At 71.5% G+C, this 23,059-nt stretch carries 25 protein-coding genes; 14 read left to right on the forward strand and 11 right to left on the reverse strand.

Going from position 1 to position 23,059, the window contains the following annotated elements:
• Positions 1 to 108: 108 nt before the first annotated feature.
• From ACIRG6_RS08215 to cynR, 4 genes are all read left to right on the forward strand, one after another.
• Entirely contained in the window at positions 109 to 702 is a 594-nt protein-coding gene (locus tag ACIRG6_RS08215) for a carbonic anhydrase (protein ID WP_364678306.1), read from the forward strand.
• An 88-nt stretch (positions 703 to 790) separates the two neighbouring features.
• Positions 791 to 1,261 carry a cyanase gene (cynS, locus tag ACIRG6_RS08220; RefSeq protein WP_364678309.1) on the forward strand — a complete coding sequence of 157 codons (471 nt, stop codon included), beginning with the start codon at positions 791 to 793 and terminating at the stop codon, positions 1,259 to 1,261.
• Positions 1,262 to 1,385: 124 nt separating this feature from the next.
• Positions 1,386 to 1,886, forward strand: a complete 501-nt coding sequence (locus ACIRG6_RS08225; protein WP_403321577.1) for a nucleoside deaminase — start codon at positions 1,386 to 1,388, stop codon at positions 1,884 to 1,886.
• Positions 1,887 to 2,008: 122 nt separating this feature from the next.
• Positions 2,009 to 2,947: a transcriptional regulator CynR gene (gene cynR / locus ACIRG6_RS08230; protein ID WP_364678313.1), complete on the forward strand. Its 939-nt coding sequence runs from the start codon at positions 2,009 to 2,011 to the stop codon at positions 2,945 to 2,947.
• Positions 2,948 to 3,348: 401 nt separating this feature from the next.
• Here the strand turns inward: cynR and ACIRG6_RS08235 are convergent, their stop codons facing one another.
• From ACIRG6_RS08235 to ACIRG6_RS08245, 3 genes are all read right to left on the reverse strand, one after another.
• Positions 3,349 to 3,789, reverse strand: a complete 441-nt coding sequence (locus ACIRG6_RS08235) for a DUF2267 domain-containing protein (RefSeq protein WP_318216921.1) — start codon at positions 3,787 to 3,789, stop codon at positions 3,349 to 3,351.
• 72 nt (positions 3,790 to 3,861) lie between these two features.
• Positions 3,862 to 4,290 (reverse strand): DUF2267 domain-containing protein, encoded by a 429-nt coding sequence (locus ACIRG6_RS08240; RefSeq protein ID WP_318216922.1) that lies wholly within the window; start codon positions 4,288 to 4,290, stop codon positions 3,862 to 3,864.
• 102 nt (positions 4,291 to 4,392) lie between these two features.
• The gene (locus ACIRG6_RS08245) at positions 4,393 to 4,830 is read right to left on the reverse strand and encodes an Hsp20/alpha crystallin family protein (RefSeq protein ID WP_350716456.1); all 438 of its coding nucleotides are present in this window, start codon (positions 4,828 to 4,830) and stop codon (positions 4,393 to 4,395) included.
• A gap of 127 nt (positions 4,831 to 4,957) precedes the next feature.
• Between ACIRG6_RS08245 and ACIRG6_RS08250 the strand changes: the two genes are divergently transcribed.
• The 4 genes from ACIRG6_RS08250 to ACIRG6_RS08265 all read left to right on the forward strand — a co-directional run bounded on the left by ACIRG6_RS08250 (position 4,958) and on the right by ACIRG6_RS08265 (position 11,206).
• Positions 4,958 to 5,614 carry a type III effector protein gene (locus tag ACIRG6_RS08250; protein ID WP_364821698.1) on the forward strand — a complete coding sequence of 219 codons (657 nt, stop codon included), beginning with the start codon at positions 4,958 to 4,960 and terminating at the stop codon, positions 5,612 to 5,614.
• A 205-nt stretch (positions 5,615 to 5,819) separates the two neighbouring features.
• Positions 5,820 to 7,010: a carboxylate-amine ligase gene (locus ACIRG6_RS08255; protein ID WP_364678322.1), complete on the forward strand. Its 1,191-nt coding sequence runs from the start codon at positions 5,820 to 5,822 to the stop codon at positions 7,008 to 7,010.
• A gap of 153 nt (positions 7,011 to 7,163) precedes the next feature.
• Positions 7,164 to 8,945, forward strand: coding sequence for an N-acetylglutaminylglutamine amidotransferase (locus tag ACIRG6_RS08260; RefSeq protein ID WP_403321582.1), 1,782 nt, complete (start codon positions 7,164 to 7,166; stop codon positions 8,943 to 8,945).
• Positions 8,942 to 11,206, forward strand: coding sequence for a S9 family peptidase (locus tag ACIRG6_RS08265; protein WP_403321585.1), 2,265 nt, complete (start codon positions 8,942 to 8,944; stop codon positions 11,204 to 11,206). The genes ACIRG6_RS08260 and ACIRG6_RS08265 overlap by 4 nt, the downstream gene beginning before the upstream one ends.
• A gap of 56 nt (positions 11,207 to 11,262) precedes the next feature.
• On the opposite strand, the gene ACIRG6_RS08270 is transcribed toward ACIRG6_RS08265, so the two are convergent.
• Positions 11,263 to 11,721 (reverse strand): VOC family protein, encoded by a 459-nt coding sequence (locus ACIRG6_RS08270; protein ID WP_403321588.1) that lies wholly within the window; start codon positions 11,719 to 11,721, stop codon positions 11,263 to 11,265.
• A 124-nt stretch (positions 11,722 to 11,845) separates the two neighbouring features.
• Positions 11,846 to 12,631 carry an SDR family NAD(P)-dependent oxidoreductase gene (locus tag ACIRG6_RS08275; protein WP_364820417.1) on the reverse strand — a complete coding sequence of 262 codons (786 nt, stop codon included), beginning with the start codon at positions 12,629 to 12,631 and terminating at the stop codon, positions 11,846 to 11,848.
• Between the two features lie 162 nt (positions 12,632 to 12,793).
• On the opposite strand from ACIRG6_RS08275, the gene ACIRG6_RS08280 reads away from it, so the two are divergent.
• Positions 12,794 to 13,450: a TetR family transcriptional regulator gene (locus tag ACIRG6_RS08280; protein ID WP_364820419.1), complete on the forward strand. Its 657-nt coding sequence runs from the start codon at positions 12,794 to 12,796 to the stop codon at positions 13,448 to 13,450.
• A 100-nt stretch (positions 13,451 to 13,550) separates the two neighbouring features.
• On the opposite strand, the gene ACIRG6_RS08285 is transcribed toward ACIRG6_RS08280, so the two are convergent.
• The 3 genes from ACIRG6_RS08285 to ACIRG6_RS08295 form a co-directional block, all read right to left on the reverse strand.
• Positions 13,551 to 13,760 carry a hypothetical protein gene (locus ACIRG6_RS08285; protein WP_189229432.1) on the reverse strand — a complete coding sequence of 70 codons (210 nt, stop codon included), beginning with the start codon at positions 13,758 to 13,760 and terminating at the stop codon, positions 13,551 to 13,553.
• A gap of 68 nt (positions 13,761 to 13,828) precedes the next feature.
• Positions 13,829 to 14,053 carry a translation initiation factor IF-1 gene (gene infA, locus ACIRG6_RS08290; protein ID WP_364679144.1) on the reverse strand — a complete coding sequence of 75 codons (225 nt, stop codon included), beginning with the start codon at positions 14,051 to 14,053 and terminating at the stop codon, positions 13,829 to 13,831.
• Positions 14,050 to 14,841 carry a GNAT family N-acetyltransferase gene (locus ACIRG6_RS08295; RefSeq protein WP_364679147.1) on the reverse strand — a complete coding sequence of 264 codons (792 nt, stop codon included), beginning with the start codon at positions 14,839 to 14,841 and terminating at the stop codon, positions 14,050 to 14,052. Before ACIRG6_RS08295 ends, infA begins: the two co-directional genes overlap by 4 nt.
• 579 nt (positions 14,842 to 15,420) lie before the next feature.
• On the opposite strand from ACIRG6_RS08295, the gene ACIRG6_RS08300 reads away from it, so the two are divergent.
• Positions 15,421 to 15,558, forward strand: coding sequence for a hypothetical protein (locus ACIRG6_RS08300; RefSeq protein WP_189229427.1), 138 nt, complete (start codon positions 15,421 to 15,423; stop codon positions 15,556 to 15,558).
• A gap of 135 nt (positions 15,559 to 15,693) precedes the next feature.
• On the opposite strand, the gene ACIRG6_RS08305 is transcribed toward ACIRG6_RS08300, so the two are convergent.
• Both ACIRG6_RS08305 and ACIRG6_RS08310 read right to left on the reverse strand, forming a co-directional pair.
• Positions 15,694 to 16,014: a GYD domain-containing protein gene (locus ACIRG6_RS08305; RefSeq protein WP_318216933.1), complete on the reverse strand. Its 321-nt coding sequence runs from the start codon at positions 16,012 to 16,014 to the stop codon at positions 15,694 to 15,696.
• 202 nt (positions 16,015 to 16,216) lie between these two features.
• On the reverse strand, positions 16,217 to 18,085 hold the full coding sequence (locus ACIRG6_RS08310) for an ABC transporter ATP-binding protein (RefSeq protein ID WP_364679479.1): 1,869 nt from the start codon (positions 18,083 to 18,085) through the stop codon (positions 16,217 to 16,219).
• A 257-nt stretch (positions 18,086 to 18,342) separates the two neighbouring features.
• On the opposite strand from ACIRG6_RS08310, the gene ACIRG6_RS08315 reads away from it, so the two are divergent.
• The 3 genes from ACIRG6_RS08315 to ACIRG6_RS08325 all read left to right on the forward strand — a co-directional run bounded on the left by ACIRG6_RS08315 (position 18,343) and on the right by ACIRG6_RS08325 (position 20,952).
• Complete coding sequence (locus ACIRG6_RS08315) at positions 18,343 to 19,554, forward strand: MFS transporter (protein WP_364679150.1); 1,212 nt, start codon at positions 18,343 to 18,345, stop codon at positions 19,552 to 19,554.
• Positions 19,555 to 19,595: 41 nt separating this feature from the next.
• Complete coding sequence (locus tag ACIRG6_RS08320; RefSeq protein WP_350716478.1) at positions 19,596 to 20,024, forward strand: GlcG/HbpS family heme-binding protein; 429 nt, start codon at positions 19,596 to 19,598, stop codon at positions 20,022 to 20,024.
• A 100-nt stretch (positions 20,025 to 20,124) separates the two neighbouring features.
• Entirely contained in the window at positions 20,125 to 20,952 is an 828-nt protein-coding gene (locus tag ACIRG6_RS08325; protein WP_364679153.1) for an aldo/keto reductase, read from the forward strand.
• 301 nt (positions 20,953 to 21,253) lie between these two features.
• Here the strand turns inward: ACIRG6_RS08325 and ACIRG6_RS08330 are convergent, their stop codons facing one another.
• Positions 21,254 to 22,351 carry an NAD(P)/FAD-dependent oxidoreductase gene (locus tag ACIRG6_RS08330; protein WP_364679155.1) on the reverse strand — a complete coding sequence of 366 codons (1,098 nt, stop codon included), beginning with the start codon at positions 22,349 to 22,351 and terminating at the stop codon, positions 21,254 to 21,256.
• A 186-nt stretch (positions 22,352 to 22,537) separates the two neighbouring features.
• On the opposite strand from ACIRG6_RS08330, the gene ACIRG6_RS08335 reads away from it, so the two are divergent.
• Positions 22,538 to 23,005 carry a MarR family winged helix-turn-helix transcriptional regulator gene (locus tag ACIRG6_RS08335; RefSeq protein ID WP_189229421.1) on the forward strand — a complete coding sequence of 156 codons (468 nt, stop codon included), beginning with the start codon at positions 22,538 to 22,540 and terminating at the stop codon, positions 23,003 to 23,005.
• Positions 23,006 to 23,059 lie beyond the last annotated feature (54 nt).

The following is a 23,059-nucleotide window of genomic DNA, read 5'->3' on the forward strand; positions in this document are numbered from 1 at the left end:
TCAATAGGTTGTATCGCTGCTGCATCTTGGACTCTATAGGTCCACGTCACGCATGGTGGTTCGTGTCGGCCACGGGAGGTCGGCACCACCCATCGAAGGGAGTGACTCATGCGTGACCTCGCCGAGGGCGTCCAGCGTTTCCAGCGAAACGTCCACCCGCGCAAGGCGGACCTGTTCGCGCACCTGGCCGGAGCCCATGCGCCGCACACGTTGTTCATCGGCTGTTCCGACGCCCGCGTGGTTCCGGAACTGATCACGGACAGCGAGCCGGGTGAGCTGTTCGTGATCCGGACGGCCGGAAACCTGGTCCCTGCCTACGGCCCGCAGGCCGAGGCGGTGACCGCGAGCGTCGAGTACGCGGTCGCGGTACTCGGTGTCTCGGACATCGTCGTGTGCGGACACTCGGCCTGCGGCGCCATGACCGCACTGGCCGAGCGGCAGGACCTCGGCCCGGTGCCCGCGGTCGCCCAGTGGTTGCGGCACGCCGACACCTCCCGGTCCCGTGTGACCACGCCGGGTGACGTCCCGAGCCTGGTGCGCGCGAACGTGCTGGCCCAGCTGACGAACCTGGCCACCCACCCCTCCGTGGCCAAGGCCCTGGCCGAGGACTCCGTCCGCCTGCACGGCTGGGTCTTCGACATCGCGACCGGAGGCGTCGAGGTACTCGGCGCCGGCAGCCACAGCGGCGCGGACGCGGCCTGACACTCGGCTGCCCGGCCCTCCCCCTGTCCCGGCCGAGGGACAGGGACACACACATCCCCCCTTACTTCCGTACGTGAAGGAGAACACCATGACGCACGCCCAGTTCGACCCCGCCGCCCGCCAGGCCGTGGCCGCGGCAGCCGTCGAGGCCAAGACCCGAAAGAACCTCACCTGGCAGCAGATCGCCGACGCCTCCGGCCTGTCCGCGGCGTTCACCACCGCGGCCGTTCTCGGCCAGCACGCCCTGCCGGAGGCGGCCGCCCGTGCGGTCGGCGAGCTGCTGGGCCTGGACGAGGACGCGGTGCTGCTCCTGCAGACGATCCCCACGCGCGGTTCCATTCCCGGCGGCATCCCCACCGACCCGACCGTCTACCGCTTCTACGAGATGCTCCAGGTCTACGGCACCACGCTGAAGGCCCTGGTGCACGAGGAGTTCGGCGACGGCATCATTTCGGCGATCAACTTCAAGCTGGACGTCAAGAAGGTCGCCGACCCCGAGGGCGGCGAGCGGGCCGTGATCACGCTGGACGGCAAGTACCTGCCGCTCAAGCCCTTCTGATGCCGCCGATGCGGTTCTGATTCCACTCCTGCCGTTCCCGGTCCCGCCCGATCGGGAACGGCTCCCCGGGCGGGCCACGGGCCGTCCCTGTCCCGCCCCGCTTCACCAGCAGAGAAGAGTTGACATGGACTTCGTACAACGCACCATCGACCTCGCGCGCCGCAATGTCACCGAGGGCGGCCGCCCCTTCGCGACCATCATCGTCAAGGACGGCGAGATCCTCGCCGAGAGCCCGAACCGGGTCGCCCAGACCAACGACCCGACCGCGCACGCCGAGATCCTCGCCATCCGTGAGGCCTGCACCGAGCTCGGCACCGAACACCTCGTCGGCACCACGATCTACGTGCTCGCGCAGCCCTGCCCGATGTGCCTGGGCGCGCTGTACTACTGCTCGCCCGACGAGGTCGTCTTCCTGACCACCCGGGACGCCTACGAACCGCACTACGTGGACGACCGCAAGTACTTCGAACTCGACACGTTCTACGACGAGTTCGCCAAGAACTGGGACGAGCGGCGGCTTCCCATGCGGTACGAGCCCCGGGAATCCGCGGTGGAGGTGTACCGGCTCTGGCAGGACCGCAACGGCGGTGAGCGACGCGTCGCCGGCGCTCCCACCGCCGGCTGAATCCCGTAACGCCGAGCACGACCGTGCGTACGGCGCGGGCCAGGCCGGACGCCCGCCGGACCTCGCCGCACAGGCCCGTCGGCGTGCCGCCGGCCGGCCGCCCGCGCCCGTATATTTGCGCCGTGTCCGTCGAACTGCGTCACCTGCGCTACCTGCTCGCCGTCGCCGACCAGGGCAGCTTCACCCGGGCTGCGGAGGAGCTGTACATCTCCCAGCCGACCCTGTCGCAGCAGGTCAGACAGATGGAGCGGACCCTCGGCGTGCAGTTGCTGGACCGTAGCGGGCGCAGTGTGCGGCTCACCGACGCCGGCCAGACCTATGTCCAGCACGCCCGACGGGCACTGCGTGACCTGGCCGCGGGGGAACGCGCCCTCCAGGACGTCGAGGACCTCTCCCGCGGCCACCTGAGGCTCGCGGCCACCCCCTCCTTCACCGCCTACCTCGTCGGCCCCCTCGCGGCGGAACTCCATGACCGTCACCCCGGCATCACCCTCACCGTCCGGGAGACCACCCAGGACAGCATCGAAGCCGCCCTGCTCGCCGACGACATCGACCTCGGGATCGCCTTCGCCGGCGCACACCAGCAGGGAATCGAGGCCACCGGCCTGTACACCGAGAACCTCGGCCTCGTCGTCCGCGCCGATCCCCGTGCTCCCCGCCCCCAGGAACCGTTGGACCTGCAGGAGCTGACGGACAGGGAGCTGGTCCTGCTCAGCGGTGACTTCGCCACACGCGGTCACATCGACGCGTACTTCACGGCGCATCAGGTCACCCCCCGCATCGCCATGGAGGCCAATTCCATTCAGGCCCTCATCGAGATCGTCCAGCGCACTCCGCTCGCCACCGTCCTCCCCGACGCCGTCACCCACGACCACCCCCATCTGCGTCCCGTGCCGCTCCGCCCCGCCCTGCCCCCGCGCGAGGTCACCCTCCTCAGCAGGGCCCACGCCTACCGCAGCGCGGCCGTGCGCGCCTTCACCCGACTCATCGACGACGTGGTGGGACAACGCGGATACCGGTCGGACACGGGCGGACAGCGGTCACCGTCACCGACGCTCTGATCGGCGTGCGCTGCCACCGACCCCCAGGGCGGTCAGCGGGACGAGCACCACGGTCACCACGGCGAACAGCCCGTGCCCGAGGACCACGGCGACGGGGAAGTGCCGCTCGGCGGGACCGTCCTGCCCAGCGGCTGCCGCAGTCGAACTGCGTCACGCGGCGTCGGGCGACGAGCCCCAGGCCGAGAACGGGAGCGAGACCGGGACCGGCTGATCCTCCCTCTCCCCCGAGCATCCACGTCCAGCCCATCCGACTTCCCCGTCGATTGCGCGGGGAAGGGCGCGGGGGCCTCCCACGGGCGGCCTCACGGTCACTGTTCGCCGACCGGGGACTGTCGTACTCCCGCGGGCGGGCAAACGACCCGACCCGAAGCGCCGCCCGAGATCTTAGTGTTGACGGTCCGTCAGGCAGCCTGTGTGAGCTCCGCGCGGCCGAAGAGGATCGCGTAGCCGGACGGGAGCTGGGCGAGGATGCGGTCGAGCAGGTCCGGGCCGGCGAGGCGGGCGACGACGCCCAGGACGGAGCCGACGTCCCAGCGGGTGGTCGCCAAGGTGCCCCCGGTGCGGGTGGCGAGGTCCCTGACGAAGGTCCAGCCCGTCATCGCTTCGGTTTCGGGGATCTGCGCGGCGAAGATCCCTGCCGCTTCACGGGGAAGGCGTGCCGCCAGCTCGACGCGTTCCTCACCGGTGATGCGGCGGCCGAGGGCGGCCAGTACGGCGGAGACGACTTCCTCGGCTCTCTGGCGGGTGGCGTACGCACCGTTGTAACGGACCTGTTCGATCATCTGGACGAACGACATGGCCGGTTCGGTGGAGTTCGCCGCGGGGGCCGTCTTGAGCTGCATCGGTGAAAGCGTGCCTTCCTTGCTCATGGGGTTGTCTGACGAAGTCGGCCGGTGACCGGCGGATCCGGGGCGTCAGTCACCGGAGGTGCGGGCCGGGCTCGGGGCCGTCGCGTCCTGCGGCCGGCCGAAGAGCAGGTCGTATCCGGGCGGGAGTTGCAGCAGCACCCGGCGGGTCAGCTCCTCGCCCGCCGCGTCGGCGGCCACGCTGAGCACGGCGCCGACGTCCCAGGCCGCGGTCTGTTCCGTGGCCCCCTCGATCCATGCCGCGGTGGCGCGTACGAACCGGTCGGCGGACAGGGGTTCGGCGGCCTGGAGCGGGTTGAGGAGGATCAGGGCGAAGGTCTCCGGGAGCCTGGCGGCCAGTTCGGCGCGCACCTCGCCCACCAGGTGTGCGCCCAGAAGCCCCAGCACGGTGCGCGCGGCTCGCTCCGCCTCGACGCGGGTCGGGTACTCACCGCGCTCCTGCACCTGGTCGAGGAACACGTTCCACTGCATGGCCATCGGGTTCTCCTTCCGCCGGGCAGTCCGTGCGGACGCGCGGGCGGAGGACGGACGGCGCGGGGGAAGCCGTCCGTCCTCCACCGCCGGGGGTGCGGCTCTGCCTCAGCCGGAGATCTCCTTGCGCTCCGCGCCGCCGCCGATGGAGATCTTGCGCGGCTTGGCCCGCTCGGCGATCGGGATGCGCAGAGTGAGCACGCCCGCCTCGTAGTCCGCACTGATGTGCTCGGTGTCGAGGGTGTCCGCCAGCATCACCTGGCGGGAGAAGACGCCCAGGGGGCGTTCCGAGAGCTCCATCTGAACGTCGTCGCCCTTGGTGACGGGACGGCGTTCGGCCCGGACGGTCAGCATGTTCCGTTCGACGTCGATGTCGATCGCGTCCGGGTCGACACCGGGCAGATCGAGCGCGATGACGTACGCGTCACCCTCACGGTAGGCGTCCATGGGCATCGCCGTCGGACGCGACCAGGTGCCGGACGTGTTGCCGAGCAGCTGCTGGGTGAGCCGGTCGAACTCACGGAAGGGGTCGGTGCGCATCAGCATCGGGTAACACCTCCAGTTCGAGCAGATCCGCTCATGTGCTGGTTCCTGTATTTCTTGTAGCATGTCATCGGAACGATGACAAGTGAGATCGTCATCCAACGGGTGACATGACCGAGCGGAGGTGACCATGGCCGGGGACCCCCGGGAAGACGCTTCCGGACCCGCCTCCTTCCTCGCCGCCGAGGCAGCACTGGCGGCGATCGAGGAGGCCGTGCGCAGCGCCCAGGCACCGCGGTCCGCAGAGCAGCCCGCCGAGGTCAGCTCCGACCAGGCGCTCGCCGCGCTGCTGCTTCTGCGTGAGCTGCGCACCCAGCTCGCGGGCTGGGAGACGGGACTGATCGAAACGGCGCGTGAGGCGGGGGCCAGCTGGGCCGACCTCGCCCAGCCCCTCGGCGTCGCCAGCCGGCAGGCCGCCGAACGCCGCTACCTGCGCCTGCGTCCCGGAGCCCCCGGCACCACCGGCGAGCAGCGCGTGCAGGCCACGCGGGACCGCCGCGCCGCCGACCGCGCCGTCTCCGCCTGGGCCCGTGGCAACGCCGCCGACCTGCGTCAGCTCGCCGGCCAGGTCGCCGCCCTCACCGGTCTCCCGGCCGAGGCCCGCACCCCCCTCGTACGGGCCCTGGGCCACGACGACGCCGCCGGCCTCATCGGCCCCCTGGCCGGCGCCCGCGACCATCTGGCGGACGACCACTCGGAGCTGGTCGGGCGCATCGACACGCTCACACGTCACACGGACCGGCTCCGCGAAGCGGAGAACGGCGAACGCCGGTCTCCTGCGGATTAGAGGCGACTCCCGCGACCGTGGCCCGCGAGCGGTTCCTCGCCGTCGACCCGCGTGCCCCGGGTCTCCGGAAGCTCCGGGGACGAGCGCGAACGTCTATAAGCGACGCGAGTGGGAACTCCGAGTGGCACAGCTGGCCGCCTTTCGGCTCCGGCCGGGTCCCTTCCCGACGGCGGCGGCCAGGTGTCGGTCGTCACGAGGAGGCGTCGTGACCGTTCGCATCGGCGTGGAAGAGGAGTTCCATCTCGTGCAGGTGGAGACGGGCCTGCTGGCGGCACGGGCCGACGCGGTACTGAAAGGGCTCCCCGAACAGACCTTCACGACCGAGTTGCAGCAGGCGGCCGTGGAGACCAACAGCGCGGTGCACACATCCCTGGACGGCCTGTACGACGACTTGACCCGCACCAGACGGACCCTGGACACGGCGGCCTCCGCTCATGGGCTGGCCGTGGTGGCCGCGGGCACGGTCCCCCTGGGCCGCCCCGGGGACACGCCTCCCACCGCCGGAGTCCGCTACCGCCGCATGGCCGACGAGTACCGGATGGTCGCCGACGAGCAGTTGATCTGCGGAGCACAGGTGCACGTCGACGTCCCCGACCGCGACATCGCGGTACGGGTCATGTGCGAGGTGTCACCGTGGCTGCCCGTGCTGCTCGCCGTCTCCGCGAGTTCCCCGTTCTGGGTGGGCGCCGACACCGGTTACGCGAGCTGGCGCACGATGCTGTGGCAGCGGTGGCCCACCGCGGGGCCCATCGGCTGCTTCGTCGACGCCGCCGCGTACGACGCCGCCGTGCGCAGCCTCGTCGACTCGGGCGTGATCAGCGACCCGGGGATGATCTATTACGACATCCGTCCCTCGGACCATCAGCAGACCCTCGAACTGCGCATCTGCGACTCCTGCCCGCGTGCGGAGACGGTCGTGCTGGTCGCGGGACTCTTCCGGGCCCTGGTGACCGAAGCGCGTCAGCGGCTGGAGAGCCCGGCCGCTCCCCGCTGCCGGGGCCGGCACGAGTGGCTGCGTGCCGCCACCTGGCGGGCGGCCCGGTCCGGCCTCGAAGGGAGCCTGGTCGATCCGGACACGGGCCACGAGGCGTCCGCGGCCCATGTCGTCCACGGCCTGCTGAACAAGCTGCGCCCGGTGCTCACGGCGAACGGCGACTGGGGGACCGTTCGGTCGCTCGCGGAGCAGGCTCTGGCGGACGGCAGCGCTGCCCGCCGCATGCGCCGCGTCGCCGAGACGGACGTCCTTCTGGCCTGCACGGACCTGCTGATCGCCGAGACCCGGGGCGGCGGCCGAGGCGGCCGCCGGCCCGCTCAGCGCCTGGCCGGGCACATATCGCCCGGCCGGATGGGCGCCGATGCTCCCCGCGCCCGGCCGGCCAGGACACCCGGCCGCTGACACGGACACACCGCAGCGACGGACTCCCGACGCCACCACACCGAAAAGGAGACACGGACACATGTCGACCAGCCTGGCCCAGGTTCCGACGGTCGCGACCGAGCAGAGGCCATGGACGCGGACCGCCGACGAGCAGTGGGGAGGTGGTGCGTGATGTGCGGCCTCAGCGGGGAAATACGCTTCGACGGCAGGCGGCCCGATCTCGCGGCCGTGCGGCGCATGAGCGACCGCCTGGCTCCCCGGGGACCCGACGGTCACGGGCTCTGGTCGCAGGGCGCGGTGGCGCTGGCCCATCAGCGACTGAAGATCATCGACCTGTCCGACCAGGGGGCACAGCCGATGACGGACGCCGAGCAGGAGGTGACCGGCGTCTTCAACGGCTGTATCTACAACTACCAGGACCTGCGCGAGGAGTTGCTGGGCCTCGGTCACCGGTTCCGGTCGACCTCCGACACCGAGGTCGTCCTCGCGGCGTACCGGCAGTGGGGCACCTCCTGCGTCGACCGCTTCCACGGCATGTTCGCCTTCGCGGTCGTCGAACACCGCACCGGACGGCTGGTCCTGGGCCGTGACCGGCTCGGCATCAAGCCGCTGTACGTGGCGCAGGCGCCCGGGCGGCTGCGGTTCGCCTCGTCGCTTCCGGCCCTGCTCGCGGGCGGCGAGGTCGACACCTCGCTGGATCCGGCGGCCGTCCACCAGTACCTGAGCTGGCACGCCACCGTGGCGGCGCCCCGTACCGTACTGGCCGGCGTGCGCAAGCTCCCTCCCGCCACCGTGCGCGTGGTCGAAGCGGACGGCAGGCAGCGGGACCACCGCTACTGGCAGCCGTCGTACACCCGCCGCCCCGAGTACCGGGACATGAGTCCGAGCGAATGGCGCGACGCGGTCCTCGAGGCGCTGCGCACCGCCGTACGCCGCAGGATGGTCGCCGACGTGCCCGTGGGTGTGCTGCTGTCGGGCGGTCTTGACTCCAGTCTGATCGTGGCCCTGCTCTCCGACGAGGGCCAGCGGCACCTGGCGACGTTCAGCGTGGGCTTCGAGTCGGAGGGCGGCGCCGAGGGGAACGAGTTCCGGTACTCCGATCTGGTCGCCGCCGAGTTCGCCACCGATCACCATCGGCTGATGGTCCCCTCCGAGCGGGTGTCGACGGCCCTGGACGGGGCGGTCGCGGCGATGAGCGAACCGATGATCAGCCATGACGTGGTCGCGTTCCATCTGCTGTCCGAGCAGGTGGCGAAGGACGTGAAGGTCGTCCAGAGCGGGCAGGGGGCGGACGAGGTGTTCGCCGGCTACCACTGGTACCCGGACCTGGCCTCCGTCGCCCGTGAGGACGAACCCGACCGGTACGCCGAAACGTACTTCGACCGGTCGCACGCCGATCTCGCCCGGATCCTGCAGCCGGACATGCTTCCGGCGGACGACGTCTCCGGGCGTTTCGTACGGGAACACATGGCCGTGCCGGGCGCGGAGACCGCGCTGGACGCGGCTCTGCGGCTGGACACCCACGTCATGCTCGTGGACGACCCGGTGAAACGGGTCGACAACATGACCATGGACTGGGGCCTGGAGGCCCGGGTGCCCTTCCTGGACCACGAGCTGGTGGAGCTGGCCGCGGCCTGCCCGCCGGAGCTCAAACTGGCCGACGGCGGCAAGGGGGTCCTGAAGGAGGCGGCCCGCAAACTGCTGCCGCAGGACGTGGTGGACCGCCCGAAGGGGTACTTCCCGGTCCCGGCGATCACTCATATGGCCGGGCCCGTCCTGGACCGGGTCCGCGAAGCCCTGGCGGCCCCGGAGGCGAAGCGGCGCGGGCTGTTCCAGGAGTCGTACCTCGCCGAACTCCTGGCGGCTCCCGACGCTCACCGCACGAAGCGCGGTGCCAACGCCCTGTGGCAAGTGGCCCTGTTGGAAATATGGCTTCAGACGCACGGGATATGACCCGCGGGCGCGCCCCGTACGGCGGCGACGGCATCGGCGCGGAGTCTGCCGGGTGGACCGCCGCGGCCCGGCCGGCGCCGGGCGCCGCGTCCCGGGCGGTACAGGACGGCGCCCCCCAGCCGCCACACGGCACCGACGCGGCGGGACGGGACGCGGGCGACCGCGGTTCCGCCCACGCCGCCCCCGCCCGGGTCGCGCTGCCCGACGCCTCCGGGCCCCGTGACGCCACGACACGGCTCACCGCGCACGGCTGCTGGTACCCCTCGGCGGACCCGGCCGGCACGCGGGTGGCGTTCATCTGCGACCGCGGGGGTGTGCCCCAGCTGTGGACCGGACCCGTCGACGGCGACGAGGTGCGGCTGCTCGACTCCGGGCCGGACCCCGTCCGGGAGGTGTCCTGGTCGCCCGACGGCCGCTGGATCGCCTACACCACGGCTCCCGGCGGCGGCGAGCACCTGCGGGTGCTGTGTGTCCGTCCCGACGGTTCCGGCCGCCGCATCCTGGCGGGAGCGGAACCCGGCACCTCGGCCTACCTGGGCTGCTGGGCCCACGACGGGTCGGCCGTCGCCGTCACGGTGGCCGTCCCGGCCGTCGCGCCCGGCGCCCAGGACTCGGCCGACCTGCGGGACGAAGCCGGCGGGCACGTCGGCCGCCTGCCGGCCGTGGGCTGGTCCGGCCGGGAGGGCGAAGCCGTACTTCTCGGCACGACAGCGGTCACCGGCGACGAGTCGGGGTGGGCGGCTCCCCCCGTCCGGGCCGGGGCGACGGCGTCCGGCCGGATGCCCGTGACCTCCGGCTTCGGTGACGGACTGTCCGCCTACCTGATCGACCCCGACGGGTCCGCCGCGCCGGTGCTGCTCGCCACCGAGACGGATGCGGCGACCCTGCGCGTGTGCGACCTGAGCCCCGACGGCCGGCTCGCCCTGGTGCGCCGCGGTCCGCGCGGACGGCGTGAGGCGGTGGTCGTCCGTACCGCCGACCTCGCCACCACCTACGTCGTTCCGGTGGCCGACGGCGATCCATGGATCGGCAGGTTCTCCCCCCGGGCGGACACCGTCTGGCTGCGAAGCGACGCCGACCGGGAGTTCGCCGCGCTGATCGCCGCCGGCCTCGACGACCGGGGCGGCCCGCGGGGGTGGTCCGTCGCTGCCGAACGCGAGGGCAGCGACCTCGAACTGCTGCAGTTCGCCCAGGACGGCCGCACCGCCGTGCTCACCTGGAACATGCTCGGCGCGAGCGAGGTGGAGATCGTCGACACGTTCCCGTCCGGTACGGCCGGGGCCGTCATCGGGCCCCCGCATCCCGTGCCCCTGCCGCACGAAGTCGTCACCCGGATCGTGCCGATGGGCCCGGGGAGACTGACGCTGGCCCTGTCGGGCTCACAGCGCCGCCCCGGCGTGTGGCGGCTGGCCGAGGGCGTGTCCCTGCTGCGCACCCCGTGGTCGTCCAAGGACGAGGATGCCGTTCCCCCGGGCCGCCCGCCCGTGCGACCGGTTCCGCTGAGCCTGACCGCGCGGGACGGGCTGAGCCTGAGCGGCTGGTACTACCGTGCGCCGGGTCGCGGCCCGGCGCAGCCGGCACCCTGCGTGATCCACCTGCACGGTGGTCCGGAGGAGCAGGAACGTCCCGTCTTCAACCCGCTCTACCACGAGATCCTGGGGCGAGGGATCGACGTCTTCGCGCCCGACGTCCGCGGTTCCTCCGGCCACGGGAGGTCGTTCGTCGACGCCGACCTGGGGGCGGGCCGGTTCGCCGCGCTCGACGACATCGCGGACTGCGCCGCCCACGCCGTACTGGCCGGACCGGCCGATCCGTCACGGCTGGCCGTCATGGGCCGTTCGTACGGCGGCTACCTCACCTTCGCGTCGCTCGTCCGGCACCCCGATCTGTTCCGTACCGGGGTGGCGGTCTGCGGCATGTCGGACTTCGCGACGTTCTTCGAGGGCACCGAACCCTGGATCGCGCAGTCCGCGGCCCACAAGTACGGCCATCCCGACCGCGACCGCGAACTGCTGCGCTCGCTCTCGCCCATGAGCCGGATCGACGCGCTGCGCGTTCCCGTGCTCGCCGTGCACGGGGAACACGACACCAACGTCCCGCCGGGTGAGTCGGAGCAGTTCGTCAGGGCCGCGCGCGAACGCGGCCATGTCGCCGAACTGCTCACCCTGCGCGACGAGGGGCACGATTTTCTGCGCGCGGACAACCGTCGGCTGTTCCGCCGCACGGCAGCGGACTGGCTGCAGCGGTACCTGCGCGGCTGAGTACGCGCCGTGCCGCACCCGTCGTGACGTCCGGTCAGTGACCGGTACCGCGCGTGCTAGCGCGTGGTGCCCGCCGGTGGGTCGGCGAAGATGCCGTTCAGCATTCCCGTGGCCTGGCCGACCTCGATGAGGTAGCCGTCCGGGTCCCGCAGGTAGCAGCGCAGCTCCGCCTTCCTGTCGAGGGGCTCGGTGAGGAACCGGGCGCCCTTGGCGATGGCGGCGGCGTGGAAGGCGGCGATGTCGGCCACGCGGACGTTGAGGAAGCTGGAGACCGTGTCCTCGGTGGACGGCGGCTCCAGGGTGACACCGGGTTTGTCGGGAGTCGGGCCGCCGCCCGGGTTCATGATGATCCAGCTGTTGGCGACCTTGACGATGGCCGGGTTCTCTTCGAGGACGACTTCCCCACCGAGGATCTCGGCGTAGTAGCGCCGCGAGACGGCGACATCGCGGACGGTGAGGAAGTGGGTGAGGATCAGCCCTTGTTCGGGTGCGGGCAGGTTGTCCCGTGTCGTCATCGCGGCGTCCTTCCGGGCGGCCCCCCTACGTCGTTCCGGCCGAGTGACCCGTTTCGCCGTCCCTAGGCACGGGACACCGGTGTCGGCCGACGAAGGGGGGACGGCCCGCGACGCGTGCGATCGCTCAGAAGTGGGTGCCGCCGTCGATGCGTATCTCGGTACCGGTGATGAACGCGCCGTCCTCGGAGGCCAGCATGGCGACGACGCCGGCCACGGCCTCCGGCCCGGCGAATCCGTCCCCGAGCGCGGGAGCCAGCTTGGCGAACAGGCTCCAGTCGGTGTCCTCGGGCAGGCCGGGGCCCTGGCTCTGCCTGCTCTCGCCCGAACCGTCCGTCATGCCGGAGGATATGGAGCCGGGCTGCACGGCGGTGAACCGGATGCCCTGCTTGCCGTACTCGGCCGCCAGCGCATGGGTCATGGACTGGATGCCGCCCTTGCTCGCCGCGTAGGCCGCCATGTACGGGTGCGCGAACATCGCCGAGGTCGAGCTGAAGTTGACGACGGCCGGGGCGTTGCCGTCCAGGAGCGCCGGGATCGCCTCGCGGATCATCAGGAACGTGCCGGTCAGGTTGACCGAGATGACGCGCGTGAAGTCGGCGAGGGACGTGGCGTGGGTGTGCGAGGAACGCAGGATGCCGGCCGCGTTGACCAGGACGTCGAGGCCGCCGAGGGCGGCGAGGGCGGAGGCGACACCCGTGCGTACGGCCGCCTCGTCGGAGATGTCCAGGGGCAGTGTGGTCAGCCGCTCGGCGTCGGTGCCCGCCTTGGCGTACGTGTCCTTCAGCCCCTTCTCGCTCACGTCCGCGGCCACCACCTCGCCGCCCTCGGCCAGGAGGCGCAGCACGGTGGCCTGACCGATGCCCGAGCCGCCGCCGGTGATCAGCGCGCGACGTCCTTGAAAGCGGTTCATGGGGTTCTCCCTCTGCTGCGTGCGCCGCGCATGAAGTGGTGCACGTGCGGTGCGTGTGATGCCGCGGCTTTTCCGGGCGATGTCCACAGTACGCCTTGGTGGCACGTTTTGACACGGCGGCGTGACGTGCCTGCGGGGGTTGTGGCCGCGTACGCTTCACCCATGAACCAGTCCCGGCCGTCCCGCTCCGCCTCGACCTCGCTGACCGAGCGCCGCAAGGCGGCGACGCAGCTGGACATCGCCCGTGCCGCGGCAGAGCTGTTCACCGAGAAAGGGCCCGACGGCACGACGGCGGAAGAGATCGCGGACCGGGCAGGCGTCGCCCTGCGCACGTTCTACCGGTACTTCCGCAGCAAGCAGGACGCGGTCGGGCCGCTGCTGTCGTCCGGTGGGGACTACTGGCGGGCCCTGCTCGCCGAGTCCGGTTCGCAGGTGGCTCTGGCACAGGCCCTGGAGTCCGCGGCGGTCGCGTCCTTGTCCCCCCCGGGTTCTGCGACGGACGACGAAGGCCTGCGCTGGACCCGCGGGCTGCTGCGGGCGGCCCGGAACGACCCCGCACTGCGAGCTGTCTGGTACCGGGTGAATCAGGAGTCGGAGGAGCAGCTGCTGCCGATCGTCACCCGCCTGGCGGGGCCGGATCCGGACCCCCTGGAGGTGCGGCTGGTCGCCGCCGCGGCGACCGACGCGATCCGTGTGGCACTGGAGACCTGGGCTCTGACGGACACGGAGGCTGCCGAAGCGGTCTCCCCGGCGGAGTACGTGGTGCGATGCCTGCGGGAACTGACCGGTGGCCTGCGTCTGCTGACCGTCAGGTCCTGACGCGGGACGCTCGACGCGCCGCTGTCGGCCCCGGGCGGGTGGTGATCACGATCGGCATGACCGCCGGCCAGGGGGTGAGCCGATCACCGTCGTCGGCGCCTCACGTGCGGACCGTCCACACCGCCGGGCCGCCGCCGCGCCACTCGATCAGGTCCGAGGTCACCACGTCGATGTCCTCCAGGCCGACCCGGCGGAGGAACTCCTCGACGTCCCGCAGGTCGTACGCGAGCCCCAGGATCTCCCCGTCCGCACGGACCCTGCGACCGCCGCTCGGCGACGGCCGCCCGACCACCACAAGACGCCTGGTCATGACTCCATGGTCCACCCGTTCGGGCATCACCGCAGCCCGTCCGCTCGGCCGGCGCCCCTGGACACGCGTCAGTTCCGGTACCGGAACACGATCCGGCCGCGTGTCAGGTCGTACGGCGGGATCTCCACCAGCACCCGGTCCTCCAGCATGATCTTGATGTAGTTCTTGCGGATCTTCCCGCTGATGTGGGCGAGCACCTGGTGGCCGTTCTCGAGCTCCACGGTGAACATGGCGCTGCGCAGGCACTCGACGACCTTGCCCTCGACTTCGACGACGTTCTTGTTCTTCTTCATCGCACCAGCTCCAGGTTGCTGCTCATCGGCCGGGCACCGATGCCCTTGAACAGCGCCGCGGCCGCTTCGTTCGACTCGTGGACTTCGGTCCAGGCCGAGCCGAACCCGGAGCGGTGCAGCGTCCCCAGCGCATGGGCCGTCAGCGCCCGCGCGATGCCGCGGCGCCGCTCGCCGGCCCGGACCGCGAGCAGCCCGATGCGCGGGCGGATCGGGATCACCACCCGGATCAGCCCCAGGTAGCGGTCCGATGTCGCGGCCACGGCGTACTTCGACGGGTCGACGACGGTGTCGCCCTCGGGCCGGCGCGTCACCTCCGCGGGCATCGACTGCCATCCGACAGTCGCCTCGACCTCGTCCCGGATCGCGCGGTCCAGCGCCCGCAGCAGACGCTCGTCCGCCTGACCGGCCGGCACGATCGTCACGCCCGAAGGCGGCAGGACCGCCTCGAGCCCCGTGACCCGCGGGTCGGTCGGCACGACGTACTCCCACTCGCGGCGCCCGATCGTGAACCCGGCCCGCTGCCAGCCGGCCGTCAGCTCGGCGTCGGCCTCGTCGACCACGGTGTACAGCGGCGCCGGCAATTGTGCCGACATCGCCTCGGCAAGCCGGTCGAAGACGGTTTCGTGCCAGGCGTCGATGCTGACGAACAAGCGTCCGTCGGGCCGGTGACCCGCGTGTCCCCGGCCGACCACCAGGTCGTCATCCAGGGCATGCCATTGCCCGTCCGCGACACGCGTGATCACCACCGCGTTGTCGCTCGGGCCGGATGTGAAAGGCTTCGTGTCCATCGGAGTCTCCCTCCAGAAGTGCCTCGATCTCAGGCGCTCCTGGCGACACCGAACGTCAGCCGCCGGACCGTGACGGGTTGAGGGAGCACCCACGGGTAACTGCGTTCACGGGGCTCACCTCCCTACGACGGCTTCACGGTCCGTCACCAAAGTAGCAGCGGGACACGGCCTCGCTCGAACGATTTTCTGTCAGCTCTTACAGCGGCCCGGCCGGGACGCGGCCGTCCGGGGGCTTGATCGACGACACACCCCGGCAAACTGAGCGCGGCATGGGGCACAGCAGGATCATCTGAGGCAGTAAAGAGCAGCGACGCCTACCCCGGATCAGCAGATCCTCAGGTGAGACCCGCATCGTGCATGTCACAGGTGCGCCGAGGCCCCGTCGGTCTTCGACCGTGCAGAAGGCGACTGGCCGGGCCTGCTCCCGGTGAAGCGCGGTGCCCAGCCCTCGAATTGTGTACTTCTCGTGTCCGTGCGGCGCCGCCCACGGCATCGGCCTACGCCTCTCGAGCACCGCGGTCCCGAGAGTGCGGACCGGGTCCTGGCCCCACGCCAGTACGCACGAAGCGGAGGTACGCGATGCGCCAGTGGAAGGGGTGGTACAGGTTCCGTAAGGGCTGTGTCGTCGTGGCGGCCGGGATGACGGCCGTGTACTGGACGCTGCGCACCGTGCAGGCCGGCATCGACCTGTACGGGTCCGTCCGCCCCTGGGTGTGATGGCCCGGGAAGCCGACGGGTGGCCGAGCAGTGGGGTCCCGGACGGAAGCGATACCGGAAAGGGCCCCGCTGTGCGGACGGCTCGAACGCCGTGCGCCGTGCAGGGACGGAGCGGGTCCGGGCGGTGACGTGACTTCACGCGCCGGGGGCGCGGAAGCTGACCTGCCGACGGGCGGCCTCGTCGACCTCGTCGACGGTGAGGAGCGGCGTGGCTCGGGTCTGCACGCCACCGCCGGCCTTGACGGCGAGACTGACGGCGGCCATGGAGACCGCGTCGGGGAAGTCGACGATGAGCACGGTGTCGGTCTCCCCGAAGGCGAAGTACATGGCCTCGACCGTCCCGCCGAGGCTGGTGACGACCTGGTCGACGGCGGCGCGCCGGCCGCTCGCGCCCTCCTGGAGAAGGCCCTTCGAGCCCTCGGACGTGTAGGTGGCCTGGATGAGGAACTTCGGCATGGGGGCGCTCCGTGACCATCGGGTGTCGGTGTACAGGTGACCTTCCCGCTGTCCCGTCGGCCACCGGTCGCCGAAAGGCCGGATTCACCCGTTGGGAGCTGCCCACCCGGGCGGCGGAGGCGCGAGCGACGCGAATCCGCCGGCCTGCCGGCCGCGGCGCTCCGGCCAGGCGGCCGACCAGGCAGGGGCCGGGCCGACTCGGTCACGTGGGCGCCGGTTCGGCCGGTCCGGGCAGCCCGCCGGGAGCGGCTCCCGGGACCGGCCCGAGGGCCGGCTCGGTGCTCTCGCCGAGGAAGCCGCCCGACTGGTGCTGCCACAGCTTGGCGTAGGCACCGTTCCCCGCGAGCAGCTCCCCGTGGGTGCCCTGTTCGACGACGCTTCCGTGGTCGAGGACGACGAGACGGTCCATGCCCGCGACGGTGCTCAGCCTGTGGGCGACCACGAGGGCCGTCCGTCCGTCCATCAGCCGCCACAGGGCGTCCTGGACGAGGAGCTCGCTCTCGGAGTCCAGGGCGCTGGTCGCCTCGTCGAGCAGCAGGACCGGGGCGTCGCGCAGGATGGCCCTGGCCAGGGCGACGCGCTGGCGTTGCCCGCCGGAGAGTTTGACTCCCCGCTCCCCCACCAGGGTGGCGAAACCGTCGGGGAGTTGGCCGGCGAACTCCGTGACGTGCGCGGCCGCGGCCGCCGCGCGGATCTCGTCGTCGGTGGCGCCGGGCCGGGCGAAGGCGATGTTGTCGCGCAGGCTGCGGTGGAACATGGCGGGTTCCTGCGGGACGTAGGCGATCAGTGAGCGCAGGTCGCTCTGGCGCAGTCGGCTGATGTCCTGACCACCGATCAGAATGCGTCCGCCGTCGATGTCCGACATCCGCAGCAGGAGGCGCGTGAGCGTGGTCTTGCCGCCGCCGGACCTGCCGACCAGACCGATCCGTGCGCCCGCGGGAACGTCCAGGTCGAGTCCCTGGAAGATGGGCTTGGCACCCGCGTGGGCGAAGGTCACCGCCTCGAAGCGGATGCCGGTGTCCCGCGGCCGGAGCGGTTCGGGTGCTGCCGGGTCGAGCACGGTGGGGGGATCCAGCAGCAGCTCCGTGAACTGCGCGGCCTCGGTCATCGAGCTCTCCAGACGCCGGTAGATCTGGTTGAACTCGAACATGATCTGCGTCGCGTTGGAGTAGTAGGTGAAGGCGACGACGACCTCCTCCACTCCCTGACCCGGGCCACCGAAGGCGATGGCGACCAGGAGACCCAGCACGTTGGTCAGCACGGACATGGGGGCGATCAGGGTGTCGACGCGCAGATTGCCGTAGTCCCAGGACCTCAGCGTCAGGCGCCGGGAGTCCGCGACCCGGCTGCGGTGTTCGTCGGCCTCCCGCCGCTCGGCCGCGAAGGCCCGGATGGTCTCCATGTTCGTGAGGCTGTCGGCGACGTGGCCGGAGACCCGGGCGATCGCCGCCTCACGGTCGTTGACGAGCCGTTGCCTGCGACGGATCAGCGGCGTCGCGGTGAGCACGGTCAGCGCGATCATCACCAGCAGGCCGACGACGAGCATCGGTTCGTAGCTCCAGAGCACCACGGCACCGAACACCAGGGGCACGAGACTGCCGACGATCCGGTACGTCACCGTGTCGACGAAGTCCTCGAAGCGCTTGCCGAAGCTCAGCACCCGTTTGGTCAGGGAGCCGGCGAAGTTGTCGTGGAAGAACGCCGCGTCCTTGGCGAGGAGTTCGTCCATGCCCTCCACGTACAGGTGTTCCATGCCGAGGGCGTCCACACGGTTCAGGCAGTGCTGGCCGACCCGCCACACGGCCTCGGCGAGCAGCAAGGTCACGCCGAAACCCAGCACGTACGGCAGCGCCGAGGTGAGGGTGAGGCCGCTGTCGTCGGCGGCCTGACCTGCCAGTTTGGCGATCAGCAGTGGGGCGACGTAGCGGATGCCGATGTTGCCCACGGCCGGCAGCAGCAGCGCGGGCAGCGCCAGCTGTCGCAGGCGCAGCAGTTCCCGGCCGTAGCGGCGCAGCGCCAGAACGACCGCGCTCCTGCCCGGCGTCGGCGCTCGCGTGTCCGTTGTTCCCATCACGCTCCCGGAGGTTCGGAGGTCGGAAGTCTCCCGTCGAGCGAGGTTCTCAGTCCAGGCATTTACCGCGGACTGGCGAGAACCGGACACCCCGGCACTCAGGGCGACCGGCAGACGACCCCCTCCGTCGACCCCATCCACGGTTGCAGGCGAGGGCACATCCGATCCGATTCATAGTGCGCTTGCATCTATACGGCGCTTGCAATTATTGTCTTCGATCGTAAGCGCCTCACGCAATCACCTGGAAGACAGCTCCCATGCCTCTAGCACTCCTGGCTCTGACCATCGGGGCCTTCGGGATCGGCACCACCGAATTCGTGATCATGGGCGTCCTGCCCCAGGTCGCGGGCGACTTCGGCGTCACCATCCCGACCGCCGGCTGGCTGGTCTCCGGCTATGCCCTCGGCGTCGTCATCGGTGCGCCGCTGCTGACCGTGCTGGGCACCAAGGTGTCCCGCAAGAAGATGCTGATGTTCCTGATGGCACTGTTCGTCGTCGGCAACGCCCTCTCGGCCCTGGCCCCCACCTTCGGTCTCATGCTCGTGGGCAGGATCGTGGCCTCTCTCGCGCACGGCGCGTTCTTCGGCATCGGCTCCGTGGTCGCCGCCGACCTCGTGGCGCCCGAGAAGAAGGCCTCGGCCATCTCCCTGATGTTCATGGGCCTGACCGTGGCCAACGTCGTCGGCGTCCCCGGCGGCACCTCGATCGGCCAGGCCGCCGGCTGGCGCGTCACGTTCCTGATCGTCGCCGCGCTCGGCGTCGTCGGATTCCTCGGCGTCGCGAAGCTGGTGCCCGATACGGGCCGTTCCGAATCGGTGAGCGTGCGGAACGAGTTCGCGGCCTTCAAGAACGTCCAGGTCTGGCTCGCCATGGCGATGACGGTCCTCGGCTACGGCGGTGTGTTCGCCGCGATCACCTACATCACCCCGATGATGACGGAGGTCGCCGGCTACACCGAGGGCGCTGTGACCTGGCTGCTCGTCCTGTTCGGGATCGGCATGTTCCTCGGCAACCTGCTCGGCGGCCGGTTCGCGGACCGCAGGCTGATGCCGATGCTCTTCACCGCCCTGGCGGGCCTGAGCCTCGCCCTGCTCCTGTTCACCGCGACGGCGCACCACAAGGTGCCGGCCGCGATCACCCTCTCGCTGATCGGCGCGCTGGGCTTCGCGACCGTGCCGCCGCTGCAGAAGTGGGTGCTCGACCAGGCCTCGGCCGCCCCGACCCTGGCCTCGGCCGCCAACATCGGCGCCTTCAACCTCGGCAACGCCCTCGCCGCCTGGCTCGGCGGCCTCGTCATCGCCGCCGGACTGGGCTACACCTCCCCCAACTGGATCGGCGCGATCCTGTCCGGCACCGCCCTGCTCCTCGCCTTCGTCGCCGCCTACCTCGACCGCCGCACCCGGGCCGCGGGCCGCGTCGTGACCGGGCCGACGGCGGCCGAACACGCCGCGGTGCCCGCCGGGCACTGAGCGGCCCCGCACCACACCCCCGTACGTCCGAAGGACCCCTCATGAGCACCACCACGGCCACGGCCCTCACCCCGCTGACCACCGCAGAGGCCGAGAGCCTCGTCGCCGCCGCCCGCGGCGCCGCCGAAGCCGCCGCAGTCCCGGTCAGCGTGTCCGTTCTCGACGCCGGCGGCCACCTCCTCGCCTTCCGCCGTGACGACCGCGCCGTCCTCATCTCCGGCGAGACCAGCACCCGCAAGGCCTACACGGCCCTCCAGCTCGACACCCCCACCGCCGACCTCGTCGACCTCGTCCGGCCCGGAGGCCCCTTCCACACCCTCCCCACCGCCCTCGACCAACCCCTCCTCTTCATCGCCGGCGGGCTCCCCCTCCACCGCGACGGGCGCGTCATCGGCGCCATCGGCGTCGGCGGCGGCACCCCCGACCAGGACCACGGCTTCGCCACCACCGCCGTCACAGCCCTCGGCTGACACCACCCGCGGCACACCGGCTTCCCTCCGGGTGCGGTGCCGCCGTCACCTCGTGACCCCGACCCCACCCCTCACTCCCGTTCAAGGCAAGGAATCCCCCATGAACCACACCGTTCCCACGGTCACCCTCAACAACGGCGTCGAGATCCCCCAACTCGGCTTCGGTGTCTTCCAGGTCCCCGACGCGGAGACCACGGCCGCGGTGAGCGCCGCCCTGGAGGCCGGCTACCGCAGCATCGACACCGCCGCGATCTACGGCAACGAGGCCGGCGTCGGGCGCGCCCTCGCGGACTCCGGGATCGCCCGCGACGACCTGTTCGTCACCACGAAGCTGTGGAACGCCGACCAGGGATACGACGCCACGCTGAAGGCCTTCGACACGAGCCTGGACAAGCTGGGCCTGGACCACGTCGACCTGTACCTGATCCACTGGCCGACGCCCGCCCGTGACCTGTACCGCGAGTCCTGGAAGGCCATCGAGAAGCTCGTCGCCGACGGCCGGATCCGCGCCGCGGGCGTGTCCAACTTCCAGCCCGCGCACCTCGAGCGCCTCATCGCCGGCTCCGACCTGGTCCCGGCGGTCAACCAGGTCGAACTGCACCCCGGCCTCCAGCAGAGGGAGCTGCGCGCCGCGCACGCCCGGCTCGGCATCGTGACCGAGGCATGGAGCCCGCTGGCACAGGGCGCCGTCCTCAAGGACGAGGCGATCACCACGATCGCGGCCCGGCACGGCAAGTCGGCCGCGCAGGTCGTCCTGCGCTGGCACCTCCAGCTCGGCAACGTCGTCATCCCCAAGTCGGTGACGCCCGCCCGCATCCGCGAGAACCTCGACGTCTTCGACTTCACCCTCACCGACGACGAGATGACCGCGATCGCCGGACTCGACCGCGACCTGCGCACGGGCCCGCACCCGGACGAGCTCAACTGACCGGCCCGGGCGGGCGGCGCGCCTCCGCGGCGCCCCCTCCGGGTTGCTCCGGCTCGCGCGGGTGCGGACGGCAGGTCCCGCCCGCGCGAGCCGCGTTGCCAGGCGTGTGCGCGTCGCCCGTGCCCGGCATCACCCCGAAAACGATGACCCCGGCCGTGTCCCCCGCCCCTACCGCCCTGGACCGGCTCGTGAACCCCACGAGCTCGCCGAGACCGTGCTGCCCCACTTCCCCTCCCCCGGCGCACCGGCCGGGACCTGTGCGGCCGCCGCCTGAGACGTGGCCGCGGCCGGCGAGGCGGGTTCAGCGCAGCGGGTCGTACGGCGAGAGGTCGATCCCCGCGTCCGCCCGACGGACCAGACGGGCCGCGATCGAGCCCGCGTAGGGACCGATCGTGAGCCCCGACGCTCCGAGGCCGTTGACCACGACCAACCCCTCGATCTGGGGCACCGCGCCGAGCACCGGCCGGATGTCGGGGCCCACGGGGCGGAACCCGACGCGGGTCTCCAGGTGGGTGGCGTCCGCCAGTCCGGGAGCCACCGACAGCGCTTCCCCGAGCACCTCCGCCAGCCCGGCCGCGGTCACCCGGTGGTCGAACCCGGCGCCGTCCTCGCGCGTCGCCCCGACCACGAGCCGTGAGTCGTCGAAGGCGAGAAGGTAGTGGTGCGACCCGGGCAGCACCACGGGCCAGTCCGCGGTCCGCGCTCCCGGCAGCCGCAGATGCACGATCTGGCCGCGCTGGGGTGCGATGCGCACCCGGACGCCGAGGGGTTCGAGCAGGCGCGGCGACCAGGCACCGGCCGCCGCGACCACGGCGTCCGCCTCGACGAACTCGTCCGCAACCCGCACTCCGCGCACCGCACCGTCGGCGACGATCGTGGCCGATCCTTCCGTCAGCCGTGCGCCGTGCCGGACGGCGGCGCGGATCATCGCGTCGCGGACCGAGCGGCCGTCCAGGCGCGCCGCTCCCGGTATGTGGATCGCCGGGTCGTCGTGAGCGAGGGGCGGGAAGAGGTCACGGGCCCGGCGAGCGCCGACCAGCTCCACCTCGCCCGCCGACGGGGACTGCGCGGCGCGCTCGGCCACGCGGCGGAAGGTCTCGGTGGATTCGGCCTCCTCGACCAGACGCAGCGCACCGACCTGCCGATAGCCGAGGCCGGTCTCCCCGTCGGCGGCCAGCGCCGCCAGCAGATCGCGATAGTGCTCGGCTCCGGCGACCGCGATCCGGTACCACTCCTCGTCGTCGGCCCGGGACGACCACGGGCAGATGATGCCCGCTCCGGCCGATGTGGCGCGTCCGGGTGCCCGCGAGTCCACCAGGACCACGTCCACGCCCTCGCGCGCCAGCTCATAGCCGGCCGCCGCACCGGCGATACCGCATCCGACGACGACTGCTCGCATCTTCCGCTCCCTCTGGATCGACTGCCGTGCCGTCACCCGCCGCCGACCATCATGGCGGTACCGCCCCCGGCGAAGCAGCGCAGTGGGGGCAGATACTTGCATGAGCGCTATATTGACCCTTGCTAATATTTCATTTGATGGCCTATGCTGTATGCGCAGCCAACCTCGGAAGGAGACCTGGCTCCCATGACCGCCACAGACCCCGCGCTCACCGCTCTCGCCAGCGGATGGGGTGCCCTCTCCCTCCTGCACGGCAAGATCGAGGCACACATCGAGCGCGCCCTGCAGTCCAAGCACGATCTGAGCGTGCGGGAGTACTCGCTGCTCGACGTGCTCAGCCGCCAGCACGACGGCGACGGCGGGCACCTGCAGATGAAGCAGGTCGCCGACGCGGTCGTCCTCAGCCAGAGTGCCACCACCCGCCTGGTCACCCGCCTCGAGGACCGGCACCTGCTCTCGCGGTACCTGTGCCCGACCGACCGCCGCGGCATCTACACCGACGTCACCGAAGCCGGCCTGAAACTCCTGGAAGAAGCCCGGCCGACCAACGACACCGCCCTGCGGGAAGCGCTCGACGAAGCCGCCAAGAACCCCGAGCTGACCTCGCTGGTCGAGGCCGTGGAAGCGGTGGACGTTCCGGCGGGACGGCGGTAGGCCCGACCGCGCTCTTCACCTTCCGGCCCGACCCCCTCGCCGCCGCACCACCGC

It is taken from the genome of Streptomyces flaveolus, assembly GCF_044765825.1.
Taxonomy (GTDB): Bacteria; Actinomycetota; Actinomycetes; order Streptomycetales; family Streptomycetaceae; genus Streptomyces; species Streptomyces flaveolus.